The 22,187-nt window shown below is 69.5% G+C and carries 23 protein-coding genes; 15 read left to right on the top strand and 8 right to left on the bottom strand.

The window, feature by feature from the left end; genetic code table 11:
* The first annotated feature begins 231 nt into the window (after window positions 1–231).
* The 3 genes from DXT68_RS13775 (at window position 232) to DXT68_RS17335 (ending at window position 3,861) form a co-directional block, all read left to right on the top strand.
* Window positions 232–1,098 (top strand): EamA family transporter, encoded by an 867-nt coding sequence (locus DXT68_RS13775; protein ID WP_045254097.1) that lies wholly within the window; start codon window positions 232–234, stop codon window positions 1,096–1,098.
* Window positions 1,099–1,248: 150 nt separating this feature from the next.
* Window positions 1,249–1,644 carry a GNAT family N-acetyltransferase gene (locus DXT68_RS13770; RefSeq protein ID WP_341853356.1) on the top strand — a complete coding sequence of 132 codons (396 nt, stop codon included), beginning with the start codon at window positions 1,249–1,251 and terminating at the stop codon, window positions 1,642–1,644.
* A 546-nt stretch (window positions 1,645–2,190) separates the two neighbouring features.
* Window positions 2,191–3,861 (top strand): HNH endonuclease signature motif containing protein, encoded by a 1,671-nt coding sequence (locus tag DXT68_RS17335; protein ID WP_045254096.1) that lies wholly within the window; start codon window positions 2,191–2,193, stop codon window positions 3,859–3,861.
* Here the strand turns inward: DXT68_RS17335 and DXT68_RS13760 are convergent.
* Window positions 3,782–4,435 (bottom strand): response regulator, encoded by a 654-nt coding sequence (locus DXT68_RS13760; protein WP_045254095.1) that lies wholly within the window; start codon window positions 4,433–4,435, stop codon window positions 3,782–3,784. The genes DXT68_RS17335 and DXT68_RS13760 overlap by 80 nt on opposite strands.
* A gap of 226 nt (window positions 4,436–4,661) precedes the next feature.
* Here DXT68_RS13760 and DXT68_RS13755 point away from each other — a divergent pair, with 226 nt between their 5' ends.
* Complete coding sequence (locus DXT68_RS13755) at window positions 4,662–5,822, top strand: sensor histidine kinase (RefSeq protein WP_045254094.1); 1,161 nt, start codon at window positions 4,662–4,664, stop codon at window positions 5,820–5,822.
* A gap of 282 nt (window positions 5,823–6,104) precedes the next feature.
* On the opposite strand, the gene DXT68_RS13750 is transcribed toward DXT68_RS13755, so the two are convergent.
* Window positions 6,105–6,848, bottom strand: coding sequence for a GntR family transcriptional regulator (locus tag DXT68_RS13750; protein WP_045254093.1), 744 nt, complete (start codon window positions 6,846–6,848; stop codon window positions 6,105–6,107).
* A gap of 167 nt (window positions 6,849–7,015) precedes the next feature.
* Between DXT68_RS13750 and DXT68_RS13745 the strand changes: the two genes are divergently transcribed.
* The 6 genes from DXT68_RS13745 to DXT68_RS13715 all read left to right on the top strand — a co-directional run bounded on the left by DXT68_RS13745 (window position 7,016) and on the right by DXT68_RS13715 (window position 13,939).
* Window positions 7,016–7,945, top strand: coding sequence for a phosphate/phosphite/phosphonate ABC transporter substrate-binding protein (locus tag DXT68_RS13745; RefSeq protein WP_045254092.1), 930 nt, complete (start codon window positions 7,016–7,018; stop codon window positions 7,943–7,945).
* Window positions 7,946–8,303: 358 nt separating this feature from the next.
* Window positions 8,304–9,152 (top strand): phosphonate ABC transporter ATP-binding protein, encoded by an 849-nt coding sequence (gene phnC, locus DXT68_RS13735; RefSeq protein WP_045253917.1) that lies wholly within the window; start codon window positions 8,304–8,306, stop codon window positions 9,150–9,152.
* Window positions 9,149–10,885 carry a phosphonate ABC transporter, permease protein PhnE gene (gene phnE / locus DXT68_RS13730; RefSeq protein WP_052677696.1) on the top strand — a complete coding sequence of 579 codons (1,737 nt, stop codon included), beginning with the start codon at window positions 9,149–9,151 and terminating at the stop codon, window positions 10,883–10,885. The genes phnC and phnE overlap by 4 nt, the downstream gene beginning before the upstream one ends.
* Window positions 10,882–12,045 carry a TIGR03364 family FAD-dependent oxidoreductase gene (locus DXT68_RS13725; protein WP_244268169.1) on the top strand — a complete coding sequence of 388 codons (1,164 nt, stop codon included), beginning with the start codon at window positions 10,882–10,884 and terminating at the stop codon, window positions 12,043–12,045. Before phnE ends, DXT68_RS13725 begins: the two co-directional genes overlap by 4 nt.
* Complete coding sequence (locus DXT68_RS13720) at window positions 12,042–12,839, top strand: HAD-IA family hydrolase (RefSeq protein ID WP_082068904.1); 798 nt, start codon at window positions 12,042–12,044, stop codon at window positions 12,837–12,839. The genes DXT68_RS13725 and DXT68_RS13720 overlap by 4 nt, the downstream gene beginning before the upstream one ends.
* Before the next feature lie 11 nt (window positions 12,840–12,850).
* Window positions 12,851–13,939, top strand: a complete 1,089-nt coding sequence (locus DXT68_RS13715) for an alcohol dehydrogenase catalytic domain-containing protein (protein ID WP_045253916.1) — start codon at window positions 12,851–12,853, stop codon at window positions 13,937–13,939.
* A 130-nt stretch (window positions 13,940–14,069) separates the two neighbouring features.
* Here the strand turns inward: DXT68_RS13715 and DXT68_RS13710 are convergent, their stop codons facing one another.
* Both DXT68_RS13710 and DXT68_RS13705 read right to left on the bottom strand, forming a co-directional pair.
* On the bottom strand, window positions 14,070–14,660 hold the full coding sequence (locus DXT68_RS13710; protein ID WP_082068903.1) for a CinA family protein: 591 nt from the start codon (window positions 14,658–14,660) through the stop codon (window positions 14,070–14,072).
* Entirely contained in the window at window positions 14,657–15,178 is a 522-nt protein-coding gene (locus DXT68_RS13705) for an FHA domain-containing protein (protein ID WP_045253915.1), read from the bottom strand. The genes DXT68_RS13710 and DXT68_RS13705 overlap by 4 nt, the downstream gene beginning before the upstream one ends.
* Window positions 15,179–15,297: 119 nt before the next feature.
* Between DXT68_RS13705 and DXT68_RS13700 the strand changes: the two genes are divergently transcribed.
* The 3 genes from DXT68_RS13700 (at window position 15,298) to DXT68_RS13690 (ending at window position 17,770) form a co-directional block, all read left to right on the top strand.
* The gene (locus DXT68_RS13700) at window positions 15,298–15,645 is read left to right on the top strand and encodes a DUF7882 family protein (protein WP_045253941.1); all 348 of its coding nucleotides are present in this window, start codon (window positions 15,298–15,300) and stop codon (window positions 15,643–15,645) included.
* 161 nt (window positions 15,646–15,806) lie between these two features.
* Window positions 15,807–16,691, top strand: a complete 885-nt coding sequence (locus DXT68_RS13695) for an SDR family oxidoreductase (RefSeq protein WP_045253914.1) — start codon at window positions 15,807–15,809, stop codon at window positions 16,689–16,691.
* Between the two features lie 29 nt (window positions 16,692–16,720).
* Window positions 16,721–17,770: an EamA family transporter gene (locus DXT68_RS13690; protein WP_244268168.1), complete on the top strand. Its 1,050-nt coding sequence runs from the start codon at window positions 16,721–16,723 to the stop codon at window positions 17,768–17,770.
* 12 nt (window positions 17,771–17,782) lie between these two features.
* Here DXT68_RS13690 and DXT68_RS13685 read toward each other — a convergent pair whose 3' ends face one another.
* Both DXT68_RS13685 and DXT68_RS13680 read right to left on the bottom strand, forming a co-directional pair.
* A complete protein-coding gene (locus DXT68_RS13685) occupies window positions 17,783–18,544 on the bottom strand; it encodes a YidC/Oxa1 family membrane protein insertase (RefSeq protein WP_045253913.1) in 762 nt (253 codons plus the stop codon).
* Window positions 18,545–18,607: 63 nt separating this feature from the next.
* Window positions 18,608–18,880: a DUF6412 domain-containing protein gene (locus tag DXT68_RS13680; protein WP_045253912.1), complete on the bottom strand. Its 273-nt coding sequence runs from the start codon at window positions 18,878–18,880 to the stop codon at window positions 18,608–18,610.
* Between the two features lie 49 nt (window positions 18,881–18,929).
* On the opposite strand from DXT68_RS13680, the gene DXT68_RS13675 reads away from it, so the two are divergent.
* Window positions 18,930–19,976 (top strand): NAD(P)H-dependent flavin oxidoreductase, encoded by a 1,047-nt coding sequence (locus DXT68_RS13675; protein ID WP_045253911.1) that lies wholly within the window; start codon window positions 18,930–18,932, stop codon window positions 19,974–19,976.
* Window positions 19,977–20,015: 39 nt separating this feature from the next.
* Here DXT68_RS13675 and purU read toward each other — a convergent pair whose 3' ends face one another.
* Complete coding sequence (purU, locus tag DXT68_RS13670) at window positions 20,016–20,867, bottom strand: formyltetrahydrofolate deformylase (RefSeq protein ID WP_045253910.1); 852 nt, start codon at window positions 20,865–20,867, stop codon at window positions 20,016–20,018.
* Between the two features lie 77 nt (window positions 20,868–20,944).
* On the opposite strand from purU, the gene DXT68_RS13665 reads away from it, so the two are divergent.
* Complete coding sequence (locus DXT68_RS13665) at window positions 20,945–21,415, top strand: hypothetical protein (protein WP_045253909.1); 471 nt, start codon at window positions 20,945–20,947, stop codon at window positions 21,413–21,415.
* Between the two features lie 3 nt (window positions 21,416–21,418).
* On the opposite strand, the gene DXT68_RS13660 is transcribed toward DXT68_RS13665, so the two are convergent.
* A complete protein-coding gene (locus DXT68_RS13660) occupies window positions 21,419–22,135 on the bottom strand; it encodes a glutamine amidotransferase-related protein (RefSeq protein WP_045253939.1) in 717 nt (238 codons plus the stop codon).
* Between the last annotated feature and the right edge of the window lie 52 nt (window positions 22,136–22,187).

Genomic DNA, 22,187 nt, shown 5'->3' with positions numbered 1-22,187 from the left:
GAGGACGTCGCGGGGTTCGCGCTCCGTGCTCGGGAGAGTGCGCTGCGCTGTTCACCTGCCGGTCATCATCACCGGATACCGTGGGCCCCGATAGCGCCTAGGGTTCCGGGGTTCGTCCCGTCTGGTCCGAGCGGCGCCACGGCGTCCCTCCGCAGGGTCGCCGTCATCTGACAGGACAAAAGCCCGGAGGACCCTGTTCGTCGCGCCTCGCGATGCACGGAAGGGTCTCGCATGTCCGCTCTCGCCTTCGTCCTCGTCTTCGCCGCGGCGATCGCCCACGCCGCCTGGAACGTCGTCGCCCACGGGGTGAGCAAGGCGGGCACGCCCTTCCTGTGGTGGGGCGCCGTCGGGGGCACGGTCGTGTGGGTGGGGGTGATCCCCTTCACCGGCGGTCTCGGCACCGATGATCTGCGCGGGTTCCTGCTGGGCGTCGGGGTGTCCGCTGCGCTCCATGTGATCTACATGGCGGTTCTGCAGCGCGGGTACCGCGAGGGCAACCTGTCGACCGTCTACGCGACCGCGAGGGGCACCGGACCCTTCCTGTCGGTGGTCGTCGCCGTCGTGCTGCTGGGGGAGCGCCCGTCCGTCCTCGCCCTGGTCGGCGTCGCCGCGATCATCCTGGGCGTGATCGCGATCGGTCTCGTCGACCGTGGACGTTCGTCCCGCTCGCGGAGATCCCTCGACCCCGGGCTGCTGTTCGGACTCCTCACCGGCGTCGTGATCGCGGTCTACACGATCTGGGACGCGAACGCCGTGCGCACCTGGAACCTGTCACCCGTCGCGTTCATGGTGGGCACGATGCTGCTCGAGATCCCGTTCTACTCGGTCGGTGTCCGCGGACGGTGGGCGGCCGTGCGTACGCTCGGACGCGCGCAGTGGCGACGGATCGTGGCCTTCAGCATCCTGTCGCCGCTCTCGTACATCCTCGTGCTCACCGCCATCCAGATCGCGCCGGTCGCGCTCGTCGCCCCGCTGCGCGAGGTCAGTGTCGTTCTGGTCTCGCTGTTCGGCGTCTTCGCGCTGAAGGAGAGTCGGCCGGGGTGGCGGATCTCGGCATCGGTCATCGTGCTCGCCGGGATCGTGCTGCTCGCGCTGTAGAGAGTCGGACCGCACCGGGCGGTGCCGGCCCCCGCGCCGCGCGGGCCGCGCGGGGTGCCGGGGAACGTGGTCGATGAATCGGGTGATTGGATGGATGCTGTGACGATCGGGTGGAGTCTTCGAGCCAGTGGTCCCTCGGATGCTCCGTGGATGGCGGAGCTGAGGGCGATCGTCATGCGCCCCGATCTCGAGCGGCTCGGCCGCTACGATCCTGTGCGTGTGCGGCAGCGGTTCCTCGATGCGTACGCGCCGGAGAACACCAGTGTGATCGTCGTCGACGGAGCGGATGTCGGGCTCATCGCTGTGCGGGTGGAACCCGACGCGGTGTGGATCGAGCACTTCTATCTCGACCCGGGCGTGCAGGGGCGGGGGCTGGGATCTGCGGTGCTCGCGCATCTTCTTGCCGATGAGAGGCCCTCGGTTCCGTTCCGCCTGAACGTGCTGCAGGGAAGCCCCGCTCGGCGCCTCTACGAGAGACACGGGTTCGTGCTCGAGAGTGAAGACGACGTCGATGTCTTCATGGCGGCGGAACCGGCGCGGGTCTGACCGCTCGGCCCTCGATCCGTTTCGCGGGATGGTCTTCTCCCTCCTTCTCCGAGAAGGTCTCGCCCGTCCTCGCTGGGCCGGTTTCCCCTGGTGCTGTCCCTCCCGTAGCCGCCGGTTCCCCCGGCCCCAACGGGGCGGGTTCCCCCGACCCCCAAACGGGGCTGGTTCCCCCCCCCCCCCCCCGACGGGGCTGGTTCCCCCCGACATCCGACGGGGCTGGTTCCCCCCGACCTCCGACGGGGCTGGTTCCCCCCGACCCCCAACGGGGCTGGTTTTTCCCCCCGACCCCCAACGGGACCGGTACCCCCGATCAGGGGGCGGTTCCCCCGGCGGGCCGGTTCCCCCGGCGGGCCGGTTCCCCCATCTGTTTCGCCGGATCACTCGGACCGTGACACCTGCCTCACCCTGTTCGTCCAGCCCCTCCGCAGTCGACCCGAGAGCGCTCTCTTCGTGTCATTCCGGGAGATTGGAATGCGCTTCTGGTCTGGGGTATTTGTGGGTGGTTCGGGGTCTTGAATGTCGGTGGGTGCGGGTTGACTTGTGGGTATGGGCAGCACGACGGAGCTTTTGGATCGGGTCATCGCCGACCTCGACACGGTGTTGTCTGAGGGTGTGCTGGCGGGGTTGGGTGATGCGGATCGGATCCGGGTGTTGTTGGGGGCGGGGGCGGTGTTCCGGCGGGCGGAGGCGGTGATCGTGGAGGCTGTCGCGTCTGATGACGGGGGTGAGTTCGCGCATGCGGTGGGGTGTCGGGGTGTGCATGAGGTGGTGCAGCGGGCGGTGCGGGTGGATGTGCGGGGCGCGGGTCGGGTCGACAGGGTCGTCGATCTGGTGCGGCGTCCGCTGAGTCTGTCGGGGGAGCGGATGCCGGCGCGGTGGTCGGAGCTGCGGGTGGCGTTGCTGGATGGTGTGGTGGGGGTGTCGGGGTTTCTCGCGGCGACGGGGCCGATCGAGAAGGTGTGGGATCGGTTGAGCGTGGATCAGCGGTTGGCGGCGGATGTCGCGTTGGCCGGGTGCGCCCGCGGGCACGGCGTCGTGGTCGACGGCGACGGCGACGGCGACGGTGACGGTGTCTCTGATGTGAATGAGGAGGATGTGGCGGGGCCGGCGCCGACGGTGCAGGATCTGGCGATGCTCGCGGAGGATCTCGCCTCGATGTTCGACCCTGATGGGGAGGAACCGAAGGATGAGGGGGCGTGTCGGCGGCGGGGTGTGACGATCGGCCGGTTGACCGACGGGGTGCATGCGATCCGCGGGTTTCTGACCCCGGATGTCGCCGGACAGTTCCAGGCGATCATGGACGCGATCCTCAACCCCAAAGGCGACGGCCCACCTATGCCCGGCGTGCACTTCACCCCGAGTGATGGCGTGGGCGCGGACACAGGTCGTGATATCGATGTCTACGGCGATTCCGCCGTCGGCACTGGCGTGGGCGGTGTGGGTGCCGATGCCGATGCCGATGCCGATGCCGATTCCGATGTCGAGGGTGAGGATCCGTTCAACTCGGATCCGCGGTGTGTGCTCGATGGCCGCACTTCGGCGCAGAAGCGTCATGATGCTCTCGCGATGGTTCTCACGATCGCGGCCCGCCACAACGACATGCCCTCTCTCGGGGGTGCGGCACCGGTCCTCGTCGTGACCGTGGACGCCGCAGACCTCGCCGCCCACACCACTCACGCCGCGCAGGGATCTTCTTTCGGCAACATCGCCCAGACAGCCAGCGGGAACGGTGGGTGGGCGACGATCACCGGCTCCGGTGCCCACGTGCCCGTCTCCGTCGCCGCGCAGATCGGGTGCGCGGGGGCGATCCAGCGGGTGGAGTTCGAGGAGGGGCGGATCATCGCGATCACGACCACCGATCGGGTCTTCACCGTGCATCAACGCCGGGCGATCATCGCCCGTGACAGGGAGTGTCTGATCCCGGGGTGTCACGTGTCCGCGTCATGGTGTGAGATCCATCACGTCACCGAGCATGCGAAGGGTGGTCCGACGCATACGGATAACGGTGTGCCGTTGTGCTGGTGGCATCACCGGTCCCTGGGGAAGTCCGGGTGGGAGATCCGCATGAACGACGGCATCCCCCAGGTGCGGGGGCCAGCATGGTGGGACCCCGACCAACGATGGCGAACCCCGAGACTCAGCGGAAGTCGACGAGTCCGGCGTGCGCCGCGGTCACGAGGATCTGTACGCGATCGCGTACATGCCACTTCGACATGATGCGACCCAGGTGCGCCTTGACCGTGCCCTCCGAGACGATCAGGGTGCGCGCGATCTCCGCATTCGACATCCCCTGCGCCAATCGCTGCAACACCTCCTGCTCACGATCCGTGAGGACCTCGAGGGTGCCGTCGCTGCTCATCGGCTCGGTGTCGCGCACATGCTTGATCAGCAACGACGCGATGCGCGGCGACAGGGAACTCGCCCCGCTGTACACCTCCCGCACGCCTTCGAGGATGCTGGCCGCACTGGAGTCCTTCAGGAGGTAGCCCGACGCCCCTGCGCTCAGCATGGGCAGCACCGTGTCGCTGCCATCGAGCGTCGTCACCGCGAGGATCTTGACCTCGGGCCAGCGCTCACTGATCACACCCGTCGCCTCGATGCCATCCATCTCCGGCATCTGCACGTCCATCATGACCACGTCAGGATGCTCACGCTCGACCGCCTCGATGCCTTCCAGACCCGTCTCGGCCTCGGCCACGACGTTGATCTCGGGGTCGCGAGAGACGAAGTGCGAGAGTGCTGAACGCACCAGTGGGTCGTCATCGACGATGAGAACGCGGATTTCCGGCATGTGGGAAGCCTAACGGGGGTCGCTGCGCGGTGCTCAGACATAGACCTTTGGCTAGCGATGTCTGGACTTGAGACAGATGTGAAGCGCTCAAATCACCGAGAAGATGAACTTATTACTTCACAAAAGTCCAACAACGGAGGTGAATCACTATGACTTTCTGGCAGGCATTCAACCAGTTCTTTGGCTTCACTCGCTAATCTACCTGGCTATTAGGAGATACTGAAGCATGGCTTTTGGTCCTCCCCGCACTGGCGACTCCGTCGTTTCACGGCTCGGGAAGGGTGAGAAGCTCAGCACGATCGAACGCATCGCGGTTCTCGCGACCGTCATCACGATGGTCGTCTTCGGGATAGTCGGACTGTTCCTCCCTCCGGGAGTGGACCCGTTCTTCGCCGCGGTCAGCATCGCATCGACCGCCGTGCTCGTGCTGTATCTCTGGTGGCCTCTCATCGCGACGTGCGCACTCGCCGTCGTGTTCGCACTCTCGTTCTTCACGGGAAGCCAGACCGACGTCCTGACGGTCGCCGCACTCGCTGCGGCTCTGATCATGCGACTTGGCTGGAACGCGCTTATCCTCTCGTACGCGGGAGTCTTCCTCCTCGCGACGGCACTCGTTGCCTTCGGCGAGACGAGCACGCCGATCAACCTCGGCATCTATCTGATCTCCGCGACTGTCGCCGGAGCCGTGGGCTTCGCGCTGCGCGTGGCGTTCGCCCGAGGGCGAACCCTCGAAGTGCAGCTGGCCGAGAAGGCAGAGCAGGAACGTCAAGCAGTACTCGCCGAACGACGATGGATCGCCGGCGAACTGCATGACAGCATCGCGCACCACCTCACCGTGGTGTCGCTGCATGTGCAGATGCTCGACGACGATCGAACGAGCACCGATTCGCAAGAGGCGATCCGGATCGCCGCCCGCAAGGCGATGACCGATCTCCGCTTCGTGATCGACCTCGCCGACGACGGCCCCCGCTCCGAGGGCATGCCGACCGGTGACCTCGCCGCATCCGTCGATGAGGCGATGCAGGAATTCGAATCGGCCGGACAGTCGGTGCTGCTCGACGGCGACCCCGCAGACGAGCGCATCCCTCGCGCCGCCGAGATCGTCCTCGCCCGCATCATGCGCGAATCCGCCACGAACATCCTCAAATACGCCGGCACGGGCGAGATCGAGATCCGCTTCGACGTCGACGACGATCTCGCGCAGATGACCGTGAGCAGCCCCCTGTCGGTGACGCCGCGTCGCGAACTCTCCTCCAGTCGTACCGGAATCGGCCGCATGGCCGAGCGGGTGCTCGGCGCGAGCGGCGAGTTCAGTGCGGGAGAAGTCGATGGTCGGTGGGTCGTGTCCGCACGTCTACCGATCGCTCGATCCGTCGCGACGCCATGACGAACGATCACCCGCGAGATTCACCGAGCTCAGAGGAATACCGGAACTCGTTGCAAAAATCCGCGGAAATCCGGGGCCACATCGCGAAACACTAGCCGAAGGTCTAAGGGATGTCTCGACATTAGGCCGTATTCGATGGTGCATCCGCCCGTTTACATTGGGTATACCCCAGAAATAGCGCATCCCCAGCGCTGTGATCGCGAGCGCGGTCTTGGTATCTGATCCCCATCGCGCTCGCGATCGGCTTCTCTCCTCATCGAGATCGAGGCTGTCGCACAGCTCTCAGCCGCCGACCGCCCGCATGTAGTGCCCGTCCGTCGAGATTCCGGATGCCGCCACGGTGAACCGCACGACCTCGCTCAGGTAGCGATCCTCCGATGATTCGAAGATCTGCCCCTGCGCGTCCCGGGAGATGCGGCTCAACCGCAGAATCGGTGTTCCCTGTGGAACGCGCAGCAGTGCAGCATCCTGTTCGTCAGCGGCCACAGCATCGATCTGGTGCTCCAGGCCCACGATCGGGTGGCCCACCGATCCGAGGTACTCGGTGATCGAGACCTCGTCGGTGTCGATATCGAACAGACGCCGCCCGACCGCCTCGGTGTAGAAGAGGCGCTCCAGCATGGTGGGCCGTCCATCGAGCGATCGCAGTCGCACGACGCCGACGATCGTGTCGTCGGGTGACACCCCGAGCGCCTCGGCCCGGTCGCCGGCGCGGCGCAGACTCAGCTCCTGCGTCTGCGCACCCGGGGTGACCCCGAGATCGCGCGCCCATCGCGTGAAGGGCACCGACATGTCGACCGCCTGATTCGCCTTGCGGGCGACCACGCGCGCGGGGCGGCCGCGACCCGTCTCGATCAGCCCTTCGCCGCGCAGCGCGGCCAGGGCATTGCGGATCGGGCCGCGCGAGGTGTGCCAGCGTTCGGCGAGGTCGGCCTCGGTCGGCACATCGTCTCCCGGTCGCAGCACTCCCGAGGCGATCTGCGTCCGCAGGTCCTCGGCGATCTGGGTGTATACAGCTTCAGCCACATAGGCATACTACTTGGCATCGTCGTCGGCATCCGTCACGTTTCGTTTGTGTTCATCCGCGGGAATGAGGGGTGAACGGCCGCTGAACTCTTGCGAGTTAGGTATATATCTGACTGCAACGGCTGTCAGAGTGGCTTCCGGATCACCCCCCACTCCGAAAGGTCCTCATGAAGCTCCGCGTCCTTCCCCTCCTCGCCGGTGCCGCGATCATCGCGCTCGGCCTCGCCGCCTGCTCCGGTCCTGCCGAGGCCACCGGCACGCCCGGCGCCGAGGGATCGTCCTCGGCCGGCGGGTTCGCCGTCGACGAGAACACGCTCGTCTTCGGTGTCGTCCCCGACTCGGTCGACACCGAGACGAACTACCAGCCGCTCATGGACTACATCGCCGAGATCACCGGCAAGACGGTCGAATACCACGAGTCCACCGACTACGCGGCGCTCATCGAAGCGGCCGTCGCCGGCAAGGTCGATGTCGCATCGTTCTCGGGCTTCACCTACGTCACGGCGACGAACAACGGGGCGAAGCTGACGCCGATCTCCTCGATCGTGACGGAGGAGGGCCAGGAGCCCGGCTACTTCTCGCAGGCGATCGTCCCCGTCGACAGCGACATCTCGAGCATCAAGGACTTCGCGGGCAAGAAGGTCTGCTTCGTCGACCCGTCGTCGACGTCGGGCTACCTGTTCCCCTCGTACAACCTCCTCGAAGCGGGCATCGACCCGAAGACCGACATCACTCCGGTCTTCGCCGGCAAGCACGACGTGAGCGTGCAGAAGGTCGGCGAGGGCGTCGAGTGCGAGGTCGGCTTCGCCGAGGACTCCGAGGTCGAGAAGTCGGATGCCGTGAAGGTCGTCGACGAGACGATGGTGCCCGGCGCCCCGCTCGTCTACTCGTCCACCCTGCCCGACGACGTCTCGAAGAAGCTCATCGACGGACTGTCCGAGATCACGATCGACGACATCATCGCCGCCGGCATCGACGGCGCCGACACCGACGCGTTCCGCAGCGTCTTCTACGCCACGAAGCCGGTCGATGACGCCTACTACGACCTGATCCGCGACATCTGCGAAGAGACCGAAGCGGAGCAGTGCAAGGCCTGACCGGCCCGCACTGACGCCCTTCGTCTCGTCGCTTCGCTCCTCGCTCAGGGGGCGGGGAGCGGGTTCGCTCCTCGCTCAGGGGGCGGGGGTGGATTTCGCTTCGCTCCTCGCTCAGGGGGCGGGGGGCGGATTCGGCCTTGTTCCTCGCTCAGGGGGCGGGGGCGGATTCGGGTTCGCTCCTCGCTCAGGGGGCGGGGGCGGCACTGACGCCCTTCGTCTCGTCGCTTCGCTCCTCGCTCAGGGGGCGGGGGTCGGGTTCGCTCCTCGCTCAGAGGGCGAGGGCGGGGCCGGTCCCTGAGCGAGCGCAGCGAGACGAAGGGCCCGCATCATCCATGACGACGACACAGAAAGCCACGACATGACTGCCCCCGCATCCGACGCCCTGATCCGCCTGGACGGCGTGACGAAGACCTTCGGCTCGACGACGGCGTTGAAGAACGCGTCGCTGCAGGTCTCACGAGGCGAGATCGTCGTCCTGCTCGGCCTCTCCGGCTCGGGCAAGTCGACGCTGCTCCGTCACCTCGACGGCCTCGAGCTCCCGACGTCGGGCGACATCGAGGTCCTCGGCGCGAAGGTGCCGACCCTCAAGGGCAAAGCCCTGCGCAGGCTCCGCAGCCGCGTCGGCTTCATCTTCCAGCAGTTCGAACTGGTGCCCTCGCTCACCGTTCTCGAGAACGTGCTCACCGGGTCGCTCTCCGAGGTCGGCGGGCCACGTCTCGGGCTGTGGGGCTATTCGAAGGCCGCGAAGCTCCGCGCACTCGGACACCTCGATCGGGTGGGTCTGCTCGACCGCGCCTACCAGCGCAGCGACACCCTCTCGGGTGGGCAGCAGCAGCGGGTCGCGATCGCCCGGGCGCTGATGCAGAAGCCCGACATCCTGCTGGCCGATGAGCCTGTCGCCTCTCTCGACCCCGAGTCCAGCGACCAGGTGATGGCGCTGATCCGCGAGATCGCCGCCGACGAGGGGCTCACCGTCGTCTGCAGCCTGCACCAGGTCGATCTCGCGATCTCCTGGGCCGATCGCATCGTCGGTCTGCGCCACGGCGAGATCGTGCTCGACACCCCCACCACCGACCTCACGAAGGCGGAGGTCATGGAGATCTACGGTCGCGTCGCCACGACGACTGCAGAGATCACCGCCGTCCAGGCCGAACTCGTCGAGATCGCGGCAGACGTGACCGAGCTCGACGGCGCGAGAGTCTCGTGACTCTCCTCTCCGACGCGCGGGCGCACGAGGTCCCCGCGAGGGTATCCGTCGCCGATCGAGCCCCGCGGCGTCCGATCTCGCCCGAGCGCATCGCCGCAGGGCTGACCCTTCTCGCTCTCCTCGTGCTCGGCATCCTCGCCGTGAACGAGGTGGGCATCTCGATCCCCGCCATGGTGCAGAGCTGGGGCAACGCCGAGAACTTCATGGCCCGCGTCGGCGGTCTCACCTTTCCGGAGCCGGGCGACCTCGCCTGGCTGACCGCGCTCACGGTCGGACTCGTGCTGGTGGGCACCCTGCTGGCCGCGGTGCTGTCGGTGCCGATCGCGTATCTCGCGGCATCGAACACGACGCCGGGCAACGGATGGCGCGCCGCCGCACGATTCGTGGGAGCCCTCACCCGCGCCCTTCCCGACGTCGTGCTCGCCATGGCGTTCGTGCTCATGTTCTCGCTCGGCACGCTCCCCGGAATCCTGGCGATCGGCATCCACTCGATCGGCATGATCTCGAAGATGTTCGCCGATGCGATCGAGCAGATCGACGAGGGGCCGCGGCTCGCGATCCGTGCCGCGGGCGGATCCAAGATGCAGGAGTTCGCCGCCGGCATCCTTCCGCAGGTGCTCCCGAGCTGGGTCGCGACGGTGCTGCACCGCAATGACATCAACCTTCGCGGAAGCGTCGTCCTCGGATATGTCGGCGTCGCCGGGCTCGGGCTCGAGATGTCGTACGCATTCAAGGCGCTCAACTACGGCAAGGGCCTCGGCATCGCGCTGGTGATCTTCGTCCTCTGCGTCGTGATGGAGATCGTCTCGAGCATGGTGCGGGGCGCGATGCTCGGGCAGCAGAGGCACACCCGCTCGTGGATCGACCGGCTGATCCACCCCCGCCTCGGCGACCGGGCGACGAGCGATTCCCCGACCACGAGCCCGGCGTGGGCGGTCTCTCCGCAGACCGCGGTGCGTCGGCCGTGGACCGCGGAACGAGTGCGCAACACCGTGGCGGTCGCGGTCGCCGTGCTCGTGATGATCGGCAGCGTCATCGTCAGCCAGATCAACTGGATGGACTTCTTCACCGTCTGGGCCAGGATCCCCGAGGTGGCAGGCCGGTTCTGGCCGCCGTCGTTCGGCAACTACGAGGCCGCGGCGATGGTCTCGGCGATGCGCGACACGGTGGCCATCGCTCTCGCCGCCACCGTGCTCACCCTGCTGCCCTCGCTGATCCTCGGATCGCTGGCCGCGAGCAATGTCGCACCGAGCGCGGGTGCGCGAGGCGTGGCACGGTTCCTGCTCGTCGGCATCCGCGGCATCCCCGAGCTGATCCTCGCGATCGTGCTCGTCGTGATCACCGGTCTCGGTGCCCAGGCCGGCGTCATCGCCCTCGCGATCGGCGGCATCGGACTGCTCGGCAAGCTGATCGCCGACTCGTTCGAAGAGGTCGACCGAGGCCCCGAGCGCGCCCTCCGCGCCGTCGGCGCGACCCGGCTGCAGACCTACGCCTCTGCGACCGTGCCGCAGGGCATGCAGGCGCTGATCGGACACAGCTTCTACATGCTCGACACGAACATCCGTGCGGCGACCATCCTAGGCATCGTCGGCGGTGGCGGGGTCGGCTACTACCTGCTCAACGCCAGCCAGGGCTCGCGCTACGAGACGGTGACCGCGATCGTGCTCATGATCCTCGTGACGGTGCTCGTCGTCGAGGGACTCGCGATGTGGATGCGCAGGGTGTTCCGGTGACCGGCGTCGCACTGACCACTGCGGCGAACACGGCCGATACGGCAGATGTCGTCGTCGTCGGCTCGGGCATCGTCGGTCTCGGCGCCGCCTATGCGGCCGCGCGACGAGGGCTGAGCGTCATCGTCGTCGACAGAGCGGATGCTCCGGTCGGGGCGACGATCCGCAACTTCGGCCACCTCTGCATCGGCGCACAGACGGGAGAGGCGCGGCGGTACGCGGATGCGTCGCGCGAGCTGTGGCTGCGCCTGTCGCGCGACGCCGGCTTCTGGCTGCGTGAATCCGGCACCCTGGTCGCGGCCCGTCATGCCGACGAGATCGCGGTGCTCGAACGGGCGGCGGCAGACGGCGGCATCCGGATGCTCGAGACCGACGAGCTGCGGCGGCTCGCGCCGCTGCGGGCCGAGGGTCTCGTCGGCGGTGCGCACATCGAACCCGACCTGCAGACCGATCCGCGCACCGCGGCCGCAGCCATCGTCCGCCACCTGGCGACGCTCGGCGTGGACTTCCGCTTCCGCACCGCGGTGACCTCCGTGGCGGGCGGAAGGGTGGAGACGAGCAGGGGGTCGCTCACCGCCGGCGCGGTGGTGGTCGCGGTGAACCAGGACATCGACCAACTGCTGCCCGAGATCGCGGAGACGGGCGGCGTGATGCGCTGTGCCCTCGACATGATGCGCGCCGCCGTCTCGATGCCGCGTCCGCTCTCGGCTCCGCTCCTCACGGGCTGGTCGCTCGTGCGGTACGGGCGCTTCGCCGACGGCGACGCGGCGACAGCACTGCGGGAGCGCCTGCACGCGGAGCGCCCCGATCTCGCCGCTCTCGATCTGAATCAGATGTACACGCAGCTGCCGGACGGCACCCTCATCATCGGCGACTCGCACAGCGTCGCCGTCTCGCCGTCGCCGTTCCAGCCCGAGGCGGCCTTCGCCGCGTTCCTCGCCGAGGCGGAGGCGCTGTTCGAGATGCCGCCGCCACGGGTGCTGGAGCGGTGGCAGGGCGTCTATGCCAAGGCCGCGCAGGAATTCCTCATCCGGACACCGGACGAGCGGATGCTGGTGCTCGCCGCGACCACCGGCATCGGAATGACCACGGGGCTGGGGCTCGCCGAAGAGAATCTCACCGCCGCCTTCGGGTGGGCACCCGCACTGGAAGGAACACCATGACCATCTCGTCCGACTCCTCGCTGCACCCGGCGGCACCGCACCCGGCGGCCGCGCACCCGGCGGCACCGCCCACCGCGTCCTCCCTGACCGCCGCGCCCACAGAACTCGTCGTGCTCGACATGGCCGGTACCACGGTCGTCGACGACGGCGTGGTCGAGACCGCGTTCCGGCGTGCGGCCGAGCGCACGGGTGTCGCCGACCGGATGCCCTGGGACGACGCCCTCGCCCATGTTCGCGCGACGATGGGCCAGTCCAAGATCGATGTCTTCACGCACCTCGCAGGCGGCGACCGTGCCGCAGCCGAGCGCGCCACCGCGGCATTCGAGGGCGCGTACGCCGAGATCGTCGCTGAGCAGGGGGTCTCCGAGATCCCCGGGGCGGCGCAGGCGATCCAGGGATTGAAGGATGCCGGGCTGGCCGTGGTGCTGACCACGGGGTTCGCCCCGGTGACCCGAGACGCCCTGATCGAGGGCCTGGGATGGCGCGACCTGGTCGACCTCGCGCTGTCGCCGATCGATGCGGGGCGCGGTCGCCCCGCTCCGGACCTCGTGCTCACGGCGGCGATCCGCTCGCGGGTCTCGTCGATGTCGGCGGTCGCCGTGGTGGGCGACACGGCGAGCGACGTCGAGTCCGGACGCCGGGCCGGTGCGGGCTTCGTCGCCGGCGTGCTCACCGGAGCGCACGACCTGCACACCCTCGTCGCCGCCGGAGCCGATGCCGTGCTCGCCGATGTCACCGGACTCCACGACGTGCTCGCCGAGCGAGGGCTGCTCGCCGCCGCCCGCACCGTCTGAATCGCGTGCACATGGGCACCCTGCTGATCCGACCGCCCGGCAACCGTCGAGACGTCACGCTGCGCCCGGCCGCCACCGCCATGGTGTGGATCGGCGAAGGGCAACCGCACGAGATGATCGCGGTGCCGGGGGTCGCGCTCGGCGAGAAGGACGTGCTGGTGGCGGTCGAGATGTCGACGATCTGCGGCTCCGATGTGCATACCGTGCAGGGGCACCGCTCAGCCCCGACGCCGCTGGTGCTCGGCCACGAGAGCGTCGGACGGATCATCGCCATCGGCGATGCCGGGGCGACCGCCGTCGATGGCGCAGCGCTGCGCATCGGCGACCGCGTGGTCTGGTCGGTGACGGTCTCGTGCGGAGCCTGCGACCGGTGCCTGCGGGGTCTGCCCCAGAAGTGCCGCACGCTGGGCAAGTACGGCCATGACCGCATCGGGGTGCACGGCGATCTCTCCGGCGGTTTCGGCACGCACGTGCAGGTGCGCGAGGGTTCGGCGATCGTCCGAGTGCCCGAGTCGCTGCCGGCGGCCGTGCTCGCCCCGGCGTCGTGTGCGACCGCCACCGCCTGGGCCGCCGTCGCACGGGCCGCGCGAGACCACGACCTCGAGGGTGCCGCCGTGCGGATCCACGGGGCGGGACTCGTCGGCCTCTCCGCCGCCGCGATCGCCGCGGACCGTGGCGCGATCGTCGAGGTCCTCGACCCCGCGCCCTCGCGCCTCGCGCTCGCCGCACGCTTCGGAGCGAGCACGCTGGATCGGGATCCGGATGTCGTGATCGAGGCCTCGGGCCACGCGGTCACCGAAGCGCTCGACGGCGTCGCCACGGGCGGGACGGTGGTGCTGGTCGGCAGCGTGTTCCCCGCGGACCCGGTGGCGCTGGATGCCGAGAGCATCGTCCGCCGCCTGGTGACGGTCGCCGGCGTGCACAACTACACCGGCACGGAGCTCGCGGAGGCCGTCGCGTTCCTCGCCGGTCGCGGTCGCGCGCATCCGTTCGTCGACGCGGTCGGCGACGTGCGGCAGCTGGCCGCTGTCGACGAGGCCATCGGCGTGGCATCCGCGCCGGGTGCGCCGCTGCGCGTCGGTCTGGTGCCGCGACTCTGAGATCTCTCCGTCAGGCGCGCAGTGCGTCGGCGGGACAGTACGCCTGAGGCACGGCCTGCCGTCAGCTCAGCCCGTGGGCAGCTCGGTCCGTGCGCAGCTCCGTCCGCGCACAGCTCCGTCCGCGGGCGGCTCAGTCCGTGGGCGGCGCCGACGATCCGGTGCGCCGCGGACCCGCGGGGTGCAGACCCTCGGCGTGGAAGGCGAGCAGCCGGGCCGCCGTGTCGACGGTCGCGTCGAGGACCTCCGACGGATCGCCGGTGAGGGCGAGCATGCGATGACCCACGCCGTGATCAGTGGCCCACCCGAGGAACACCGTTCCGGGCTCGTGGCCACCGTCGGCCTCGGGCCCGCCGACACCCGTCGTCGAGACGCAGAGGTCGGCGTCGAACAGCTGCCGCCCGTTCGCCGCGAGCTGCTCGGCGCACTCCGCCGAGCAGGGGTCGGTGCCCGGAGTCAGCCCCAGCATGCGCTCCTTGACGTCGGTGAGGTAGGCGACGAGGCCGCCCGCGAACCACGTGCCGGCATCCGCGCCCGCCCCGACCGTGCTGGACAGCCGCCCCGAGGTCAGCGATTCGACCACGCAGATCCGCAGCCCGCGTTCCGCGGCGACCTGACTGAGCCGGTCGAGGGGGCTTAGCCGATCGAGGGGGCTGAGCCGATCGAGGGGGCTGAGTCCGTCGAGGGGGCTGAGCCGGTCGAGAGAAGCGTTCTCGGTCGTCACTGCTCTTCGGCGGAGTCCGCGTGCGTGGGGGCGTCGGACTCGACCGCCGCCTCGTCGGAGTAGTCCGGGCGCTCCGGCTGCAGGGGCTGGTCGGAGTACTCCCCGCCCTTGCGCCCGCCGTAAGGGCGACCGTGGTCCGCGAACTCCTCGCGGGCGAAGACGAGCTCCCAGTCGCCGACCGTGAAACGGGCGCCGGTGCGCAGGGTCTGCGTGCGCTCACCGGGGTGCGTGGCCTCGGCGTCGGGGTTGGTGTTCATCTCGCCCGCGCCGTGCATCTCGAGAACGTACTCATCGCGGTCGTCGTGCGTGATCGTCGCGTGCACGGCGTCGGCGCCGTCGAGGGTGAGCTCGTTGTCGGGCGAAGAACCGATGCGCGCCACGTCGACGTCGAGCGCGAACTCCGACCGCAGACCGTCCCGCGACACGCGAAGGCGTGGGTTGCCGGCACCGAACTCGGCGTGAGTGGTCGTGGGGGTGTACCCCTCGTCGGGCCGGTCGTCGATGTGTCGAGCGTTCATGGTTCCGCCTCCTCGCTTTTCCTCCCAGGCTAGACGCCCGGGGCACCCCTCCGCAGGGGGTTGACTTCACTCGGAGATCCTCACCTATGCTCGACGCCAGGAGCAGCGAGGAGAGCCGCATGGGCAAGTTCATCTACGAGGGCACCGTGAAGTCCGAGATCGAGGACCGCGCCCTCACTCACCTGCAGCTCGTCATCACCGCGAAACTGCGCCGCGCCGAGCCGTTCTCCTTCAGCTGGAGAGAGGATGCCAGCGTCGGCGGCGGACGCACGACGGTGTGGATCCACCCGGCGAGCTCGCTCGTGTTCAAGTACTTCGGCAGTCGTCAGCCCTCCATCAATCGGGCGTGGGTCGAGGCGCTCGCCTTCACCGCGAACGCCCCGAGCGGCCTGCACATGGTCCCCGAGCCCCAGGACGCCTCGGGCGTTCCGGCGAGCGCGGATCCGGCGGATCACCCGCACCTCTGACCTCCTCCTCTCTCGCGACGGGCACGGGGTTGTCAACCCCCTGCCACGTCTCGTTCTCTGCGGCGAGGGTCGATGGAACACCCATCGGCCGGCGTCGGCACCCGACGTCGGCATCCGACATCGGCCCATCCGCCGACGCGCAGCGCAGACGAGGAGACACCATGGCAGACACCACGCCCGACCCCCGCGACCAGCACCGCCAGGACGGCTTCCCCGGCCAGCAGCAGGACCAGCCGGGAGTGACGGAGCAGACGGGCCCCCGGCCGGATCACGGCGAACAGTCGTACGTCGGCCACGGGCGCCTCGAAGGACGCCGTGCACTGATCACCGGGGGCGACTCGGGCATCGGGCGCGCGGTCGCCATCGCCTACGCCCGGGAGGGCGCCGACGTCGCGATCGTGCATATGCCCGAGGAGCAGCAGGACGCCGATGAGACGGTCGCTCTCATCCGCGCCGAGGGCCGAAAGGCACTGAGCATCGCGGGAGACCTTCGCGACGAGGCGTTCGCGACCGACGTGGTCGCCGAGACGAGGAGCGCCTTCGACGGTCTGGACATCCTGGTGCTGAACGCCGCGTACCAGCACGACATCGACGGGTTCGAGAACCTGGAGACGGATCGACTGCGCCGGGTGTTCGAGACGAACCTGTTCGGACTGCTCTACTCGGCACGCGCCGCGTATCCGCATCTGGCTCCGGGGTCGAGCATCATCGTGACCTCGTCGGTCCAGGCGTTCGAGCCGTCGCCCGGACTCATCGACTACGCCATGACGAAGGCCGCACAGGTGGCGTTCGTGAAGGCTCTGGCGGAGGAAGCGGGGGAGCGCGGCATCCGCGTCAACGCCGTCGCCCCCGGTCCGATCTGGACGCCGCTGATCCCCGCGACCGGATGGGGCGAGGAACGCCTGAACACCTTCGGTGACGACACCCCGCTCGGTCGCGCCGGGCAGCCGGCGGAGCTGGCAGGCGCGTACGTCTACCTCGCGTCCGCGGAGTCGTCGTACACCTCCGGCGCGGTGATCGCGGTCACCGGCGGCAAGCACCTCTGACGAGCGGGCGGCACCCCTAGGCTGGACGGGTGCAGCACTCCGCGTCATCCCGTCCGCTCGTGGGCGTGGTGCTCGTCGTCTGCTCCTGTCTCTCCCTGCCGTTCGGCGCGGCGGTGGCCGCGCAGCTGTTCCCGGTTCTCGGCCCCTGGGGCGTCACCTCGTTGCGCGTCGCCATCGCGGCAGTGCTGCTGCTCGTCATCGCGAGGCCTCGACCGGCGCGGTGGACCCGCACCCAGTGGATCGCGGCCGCCCTGTTCGGGCTGTCGCTGGCGGGCATGAACGGTTTCTTCTATGCGGCGATCGACCGCATCCCGCTGGGCCCGGCGGTCGCGATCGAGTTCCTCGGGCCGCTGGTGCTCGCCGCCGTGCTCACGAGGCGCCTCACCGACGCCGCCTGGGTCGCGGTCGCACTGCTCGGGATCGTGCTGCTGGGCGTCGACGGTCTGATCGGGGCCGAGCCGCTGGATCCGATCGGGCTCGTGCTGATCCTGATCGCCGCCGCGTTCTGGGCGATGTACATCAGGATGAGCGCCCGCGTCGGCACCCTCATCCCCGGAAGCGGCGGCCTCGCCGTGGGTCTGGCCGTCGCTGCGGTGCTGCTGATCCCGGTCGGCGTTCCCGCAGCGGTCACGGTGGTCGGTGACATGCAGCTGCTGCTGCTCGCCGCGATCACCGCCGTGCTCTCGTCGGTCATCCCGTACAGCTTCGAACTCGCGGCGCTGCGACGCCTGCCGCAGCGCGTGTTCGGCGTGCTGCTGAGCCTCGAGCCGGCCTTCGCGACGCTGGCGGGATGGCTGATCCTCGAACAGAACGCCACCCCGCTGCGCATGCTGGCGATCGCGCTCGTCGTCATCGCCAGCATCGGCACCACGCTCGGTGTGCGCCACGCGCGGCGCCGGGCGGATGCCGACGCGCGCCGTGACGGCGCCGGCTCCGATGTCGGCACCCGCTCCGCTGACGGGACTGGTCGGGGTGACGGGACTGGCCCCGACGAGGGCGGCCCCGACGAGGGCGGCGCCGACGAGGGCGGCGCCGACGATACGGGGCCGTTCACCGCACCGATCCCTCTTCCCGGCTGAAGGCTCTGCGCCTCACACGGTGACCGATGCCGGCACGGGAAGCGGGTATCGGCGTCGCAGCAGCACCCGCTGCACGAGCGTCCAGATGACGGTGACGGTGAGGTACAGCGCCGCAGCGAGGGGCACGAACGCCGCGAACACGGCGGTCAGATAGTGCAGTGCCCCGGTGACGCGCATCATCGTCGGGGAGTTCAGCGGTGAATCGCCCTCCATCGGGAGGGGACGGAACACGCGCCGCGAGATCTCGGCCACGCCGATCATCACGACGATCAGCGCTCCGAAGACCACCAGCGTGCTCGGCGACGCGCTGCCGCCGAAGACCGCCGAGACGAGGCTGGTGCCCAACGGCGCTCCGAACAGGTCGTGCGTGAGCAGGTCGTTCGGGTGCCCGGCGATCTCGGGCCGGAGGAACAGGGTGTACAGGATGCCGACGACGGGCGCCTGCGCGAGCACCGGCAGCATGCCCGCGAAGGGCGACGTGTTCTCCGAGCGGTACAGCTCGAGCATCTCCTTCTGCAGACGCTCCGGGTTCTTCTTGTGGCGGCGCTGGAGCTCGCGGAGCCGTGGTGCGAGCCGCGCCCGCGTCTGCTCCGCTCTGGCCTGCGAGAACCCCACGGGGATCAGCAGGGCGCGCACGATCAGGGTGACGAGCACCACGGCCAGTGCGGCGGCGGAGGCGCCGGCGAAGGGCTCGACGGCGGACGCGAGTCCGGCGAGGGCCCCGTAGGCGGCGTCGAGGAGGAGAGTCAGTGGAGGGAAGGCGAAGATGTCCATGCAGGTGTCCGTTCGTGTGGTGGGAGGGTCGGCGACAGCCGCGCAGTCCCGCACGAGGGGGGACTACACGGCGACGGCGACTCCCGGCGCACGAGGGCGCGGATGACCGGCGGCATCAGGATCGCTCTGGGCGAGCATCGCGGAGACGTCGATCGCCCTGAGCGGATGCGGCGCACTGCTCGCGGAAGGGGGCGCCAGGCTCAGCGCGACGACGATCGTCAGCGTCGCGAGGGCGACCAGGGCGATGGCGAGACCGAGGGCGGCCGCATCCGGCACCGCGACGATCCCGAGGGCGGCCGCGACGACGCCGAGCATCTGCCCGAACCACTCGCTCATGCGCGCCTCCTGAAGGCGAGCGTAGCATCGCGGCGGATAGCCTCGTGGCATGGCTGATCTTCGTGAACTGCTCGGCATCGAGCACCCGATCCTCCTCGGTCCGTTCGGCGGACTCTCGTCGGTGGCGCTGACTGCGGCGGTGAGCGAAGCCGGCGGTCTCGGCGGCTTCGGTCTTTACGGCTACAGCGCCGACCGCATCCGCTCGACCGTCGACGACCTGCGCGCGGCGACAGCCCGGCCGTTCGCGCTGAACATCTGGCTGCCCACCGGCGACGAGGTCGCACCCGGCCCGCAGCACACCGTCTTCGCGCAGGCGCTCGAGCCGTTCTACGAGGCCGTCGGGCTCGATGTCCCCGCCCGCCCCCAGGCCTACCTTCCCGCCCTCGAAGAACAGCTGGATGCGATCTGGGAGGCCGCGCCCGCCGTGCTCAGCGTGGTCTTCGGCGTGCCGTCCGACGCGGTCGTGGCCGAGGCGCACGGCCGCGGCATCCGTGTCGTGGGAGCGGCGACGACGGTCGCCGAGGCCGTGGCGCTCGCCGGCTCCGGTGTCGACGCCGTCGTCGCGACCGGGCTCGAAGCGGGCGGCCACCGCGTGTCGTTCCTGCGCCGGGCCGAGGACTCGCTCGTGGGCGTGCTGGCGCTGGTGCCGCAGGTGGTCGACGCCGTCGACGTGCCGGTGATCGCCGCGGGAGGCATCTCCGATCGGCGGGGCGTGGCGGCGGCGTTCGCCCTCGGCGCGTCTGCGGTGCAGGTGGGGACGGCATTCCTCGCCACCGCGGAATCGGCGGTGAACGACGCGCATCGCCAAGCCATCCGCTCCACGTCCGCCGACGAGACCGTGCTCACCCGGGCCATGAGCGGGCGCCTCGCCCGGGGTGCCCGCAACCGCGTCGTCCGCGCCATCGAGGCGAGTGGGACGATCGCCCCCTTTCCGATGCAGAACTGGCTCACCGGGCGGTTCCGCACCGCCGCGGGGGAGCAGGGCCTGGGCGAGCTGCAGTCGCTGTGGATGGGACAGGGCGCTCCGCTCGCCGACTACCCGACCGCCGCAGAGGCCTTCGCCGAGCTGCTCGCCGGAGTGCCGCGCGGGGCATGAACAGCAGTCGACCTGCCGGAGGTGCGCCCGACCGGCCGGTCAGAGGATGACGGTGGAGCGCCCGTGCACGATCACACGGTCCTCCGCATGCCACTGCACCGCACGGGCGAGCACCTGGCGCTCGACATCCGCACCGCGGCTCTGCAGCTGAGCGGCCGACTCGGCATGCGTCACGCGGGTGACGTCCTGCTCGATGATCGGGCCCTCGTCGAGGTCGGCCGTCGCGTAGTGCGCCGTCGCCCCGATCAGCTTGACGCCGCGATCCTTCGCCCTGGCGTACGGGTTCGCACCGATGAACGCGGGCAGGAACGAGTGGTGGATGTTGATGACCGGAACACCGAGGCCGGTGATGAAGTCGTCGGTGAGGATCTGCATGTAGCGCGCAAGAACCACCAGATCGACGTTGCCGCGCAGCAGGTCGAGCTGGCGCTGCTCCATCGCCTCCTTGTCGCCCGAGGGGATGTGCACGAAGGGCACGCCGAACGAGCGCACCGACTCGGCCAGGTCGGGGTGATTCGACACGACCATCGTGATGTCGATGTCGAGCTGGCCGCGCTGCGTGCGCCAGAGCAGCTCGAGCAGACAGTGGTCGTACTTCGAGACGAAGATCGCGACGCGCTTGCGTCGCGCGGTGTCGTGCAGGGACCACTCCATGCCGAAGCGCTCGGCGACCTGAGCGATGTCCGCCTCGAGTGCGGGGCGCGCCGCCGACAGGCCGGGGAGGTGGATGACCGTGCGCTGGAAGAACCGACCGCCCTCGGAATCGGTCGAGTGCTGGTCGAGCGAGATGATGTTGGCGCCGTGGGTCGAGAGCACCCCGGCGACGGCGGCGACGATACCTGGCTGATCGTCGCAGGCGATGAGCAGGCGGGCGGTGTCGGGCTGAGACATGGGGGCTCCTCGAGGGGTGTGCATCGATTCTGCCGTGGATGCGACCACCGGGCGAATCGCGCCCCTACCCTGGAGGGATGCACGAGTCACGGACGTCGGCGTCGCAGCTGCTCTCGCAGGCGCGGGGCGCGCTCGCCGGAGTGCCGAAGGAGGGGCTGGGTGAGGAGCGCGACTCCCGCTGGCGCGGCAGGCGCATCGTCCGCGTCGGAGACGCCTGGCACCTCGGAGTGCTGCTGCTCACCGACACCCACGCCCTCGCGACGGCGGAGGTGCTGCGGGCAGCCGATCCCGGACGCCGGGGATACACCGCCGAGTCCGCCCGGGATCGCGCGGAACGGCGGGCTCTGGCGCTGCGGGGCGGATTCGACGAAGGAGCGGTCGCTCATGTCGGCTGGACGGTGATCGATGTCGACGCTGTGGACGCCGGGGGCGCCTCCGGTCCGCTCTCGACGATCGACGGGGTGGCCTCGGTGCGGTGGAGCACCGCCGGCGGATGGATGCCGTTGGAGGCATATCTGCGCGAGCGGATCGCTCTGCTGCAGGGCTGAGGGTCAGCCGAAGGTCTCGGCGAAGCGGCGGAGCAGGGCCGCCCCCTCCGTCACCGAGGCCGACAGCACCTGCCTCTGGACGATGTCGAACTCCTCGGGGGCGAAGTAGCCCGTGGTGCGATAGAACGTCATGCGATCGGCGAAGTCGCGGGGCGTGGGCTCGGGGTGGAACTGCGCCGCGTAGAGATGCGAGCCGACCCGGTAGGCCTGCACGGGGCACGCCTCGTTCGTCGCGAGCAGCACGGCGCCCTCGGGCAGGCGCACCGCGCTCTCCTTGTGCGCGGTGAACACGGTCAGCGAGGGGGCGCTCGGGCCGAAGACCGGGTCGGCGGCGCCCTCGTCGGTCGTCGAGATCACCGTGGCGCTCGCCGATTCGGGGGTGGCGGAGCCGACCTCGCCACCGAGCATCCGAGTGACGACCCCGATGCTGAAGCAGGTGAAGAACGCGGCGATCTGCTGATCGATGGCGCGCCGGGCGATCTGTGCGAGATCGGCCTCGACCCTCAGCTGCACCGTCGACTTCTCGGCGTCGCTCACGTTGAAGGGCGAGCCCCCCACCACGACGCCGCTGTACCGGGCGAGGCGAGCCGGATCGAGCCGTTCGGTGAGCAGATCGAGGCGGTCGACGACGTCGACGTCGAGCGCCCGACGGAACGAGGCGTGCTCGGCGTCGGCCGCCCCGAGCTCGGGGCGCACACAGACGTAGAGAAGCGAGACCACCACGAGAGTCTAACGACGAGGCGGAGGGGTCTTCGTCTCGAGTCGACCGGGC

Source organism: Microbacterium foliorum (genome assembly GCF_003367705.1).
Classification (GTDB): domain Bacteria; phylum Actinomycetota; class Actinomycetes; order Actinomycetales; family Microbacteriaceae; genus Microbacterium; species Microbacterium foliorum.
The sequence above is the reverse complement of the archived record's forward strand: the minus strand, read 5'-3'. Positions and strand labels throughout refer to the sequence as shown.

Bases quoted from the DNA above. Each gene is read 5' to 3' on its own strand.
- DXT68_RS13775 (WP_045254097.1), top strand. From the start codon at position 232: ATGTCCGCTCTCGCCTTCGTCCTCGTCTTCGCCGCGGCGATCGCCCAC.
- DXT68_RS13770 (WP_341853356.1), top strand. From the start codon at position 1,249: ATGGCGGAGCTGAGGGCGATCGTCATGCGCCCCGATCTCGAGCGGCTC.
- DXT68_RS17335 (WP_045254096.1), top strand. From the start codon at position 2,191: ATGGGCAGCACGACGGAGCTTTTGGATCGGGTCATCGCCGACCTCGAC.
- DXT68_RS13760 (WP_045254095.1), bottom strand. From the start codon at position 4,435: ATGCCGGAAATCCGCGTTCTCATCGTCGATGACGACCCACTGGTGCGT.
- DXT68_RS13755 (WP_045254094.1), top strand. From the start codon at position 4,662: ATGGCTTTTGGTCCTCCCCGCACTGGCGACTCCGTCGTTTCACGGCTC.
- DXT68_RS13745 (WP_045254092.1), top strand. From the start codon at position 7,016: ATGAAGCTCCGCGTCCTTCCCCTCCTCGCCGGTGCCGCGATCATCGCG.
- phnC (WP_045253917.1), top strand. From the start codon at position 8,304: ATGACTGCCCCCGCATCCGACGCCCTGATCCGCCTGGACGGCGTGACG.
- DXT68_RS13720 (WP_082068904.1), top strand. From the start codon at position 12,042: ATGACCATCTCGTCCGACTCCTCGCTGCACCCGGCGGCACCGCACCCG.
- DXT68_RS13715 (WP_045253916.1), top strand. From the start codon at position 12,851: ATGGGCACCCTGCTGATCCGACCGCCCGGCAACCGTCGAGACGTCACG.
- DXT68_RS13705 (WP_045253915.1), bottom strand. From the start codon at position 15,178: ATGAACGCTCGACACATCGACGACCGGCCCGACGAGGGGTACACCCCC.
- DXT68_RS13700 (WP_045253941.1), top strand. From the start codon at position 15,298: ATGGGCAAGTTCATCTACGAGGGCACCGTGAAGTCCGAGATCGAGGAC.
- DXT68_RS13695 (WP_045253914.1), top strand. From the start codon at position 15,807: ATGGCAGACACCACGCCCGACCCCCGCGACCAGCACCGCCAGGACGGC.
- DXT68_RS13685 (WP_045253913.1), bottom strand. From the start codon at position 18,544: ATGGACATCTTCGCCTTCCCTCCACTGACTCTCCTCCTCGACGCCGCC.
- DXT68_RS13680 (WP_045253912.1), bottom strand. From the start codon at position 18,880: ATGAGCGAGTGGTTCGGGCAGATGCTCGGCGTCGTCGCGGCCGCCCTC.
- DXT68_RS13675 (WP_045253911.1), top strand. From the start codon at position 18,930: ATGGCTGATCTTCGTGAACTGCTCGGCATCGAGCACCCGATCCTCCTC.
- purU (WP_045253910.1), bottom strand. From the start codon at position 20,867: ATGTCTCAGCCCGACACCGCCCGCCTGCTCATCGCCTGCGACGATCAG.
- DXT68_RS13665 (WP_045253909.1), top strand. From the start codon at position 20,945: ATGCACGAGTCACGGACGTCGGCGTCGCAGCTGCTCTCGCAGGCGCGG.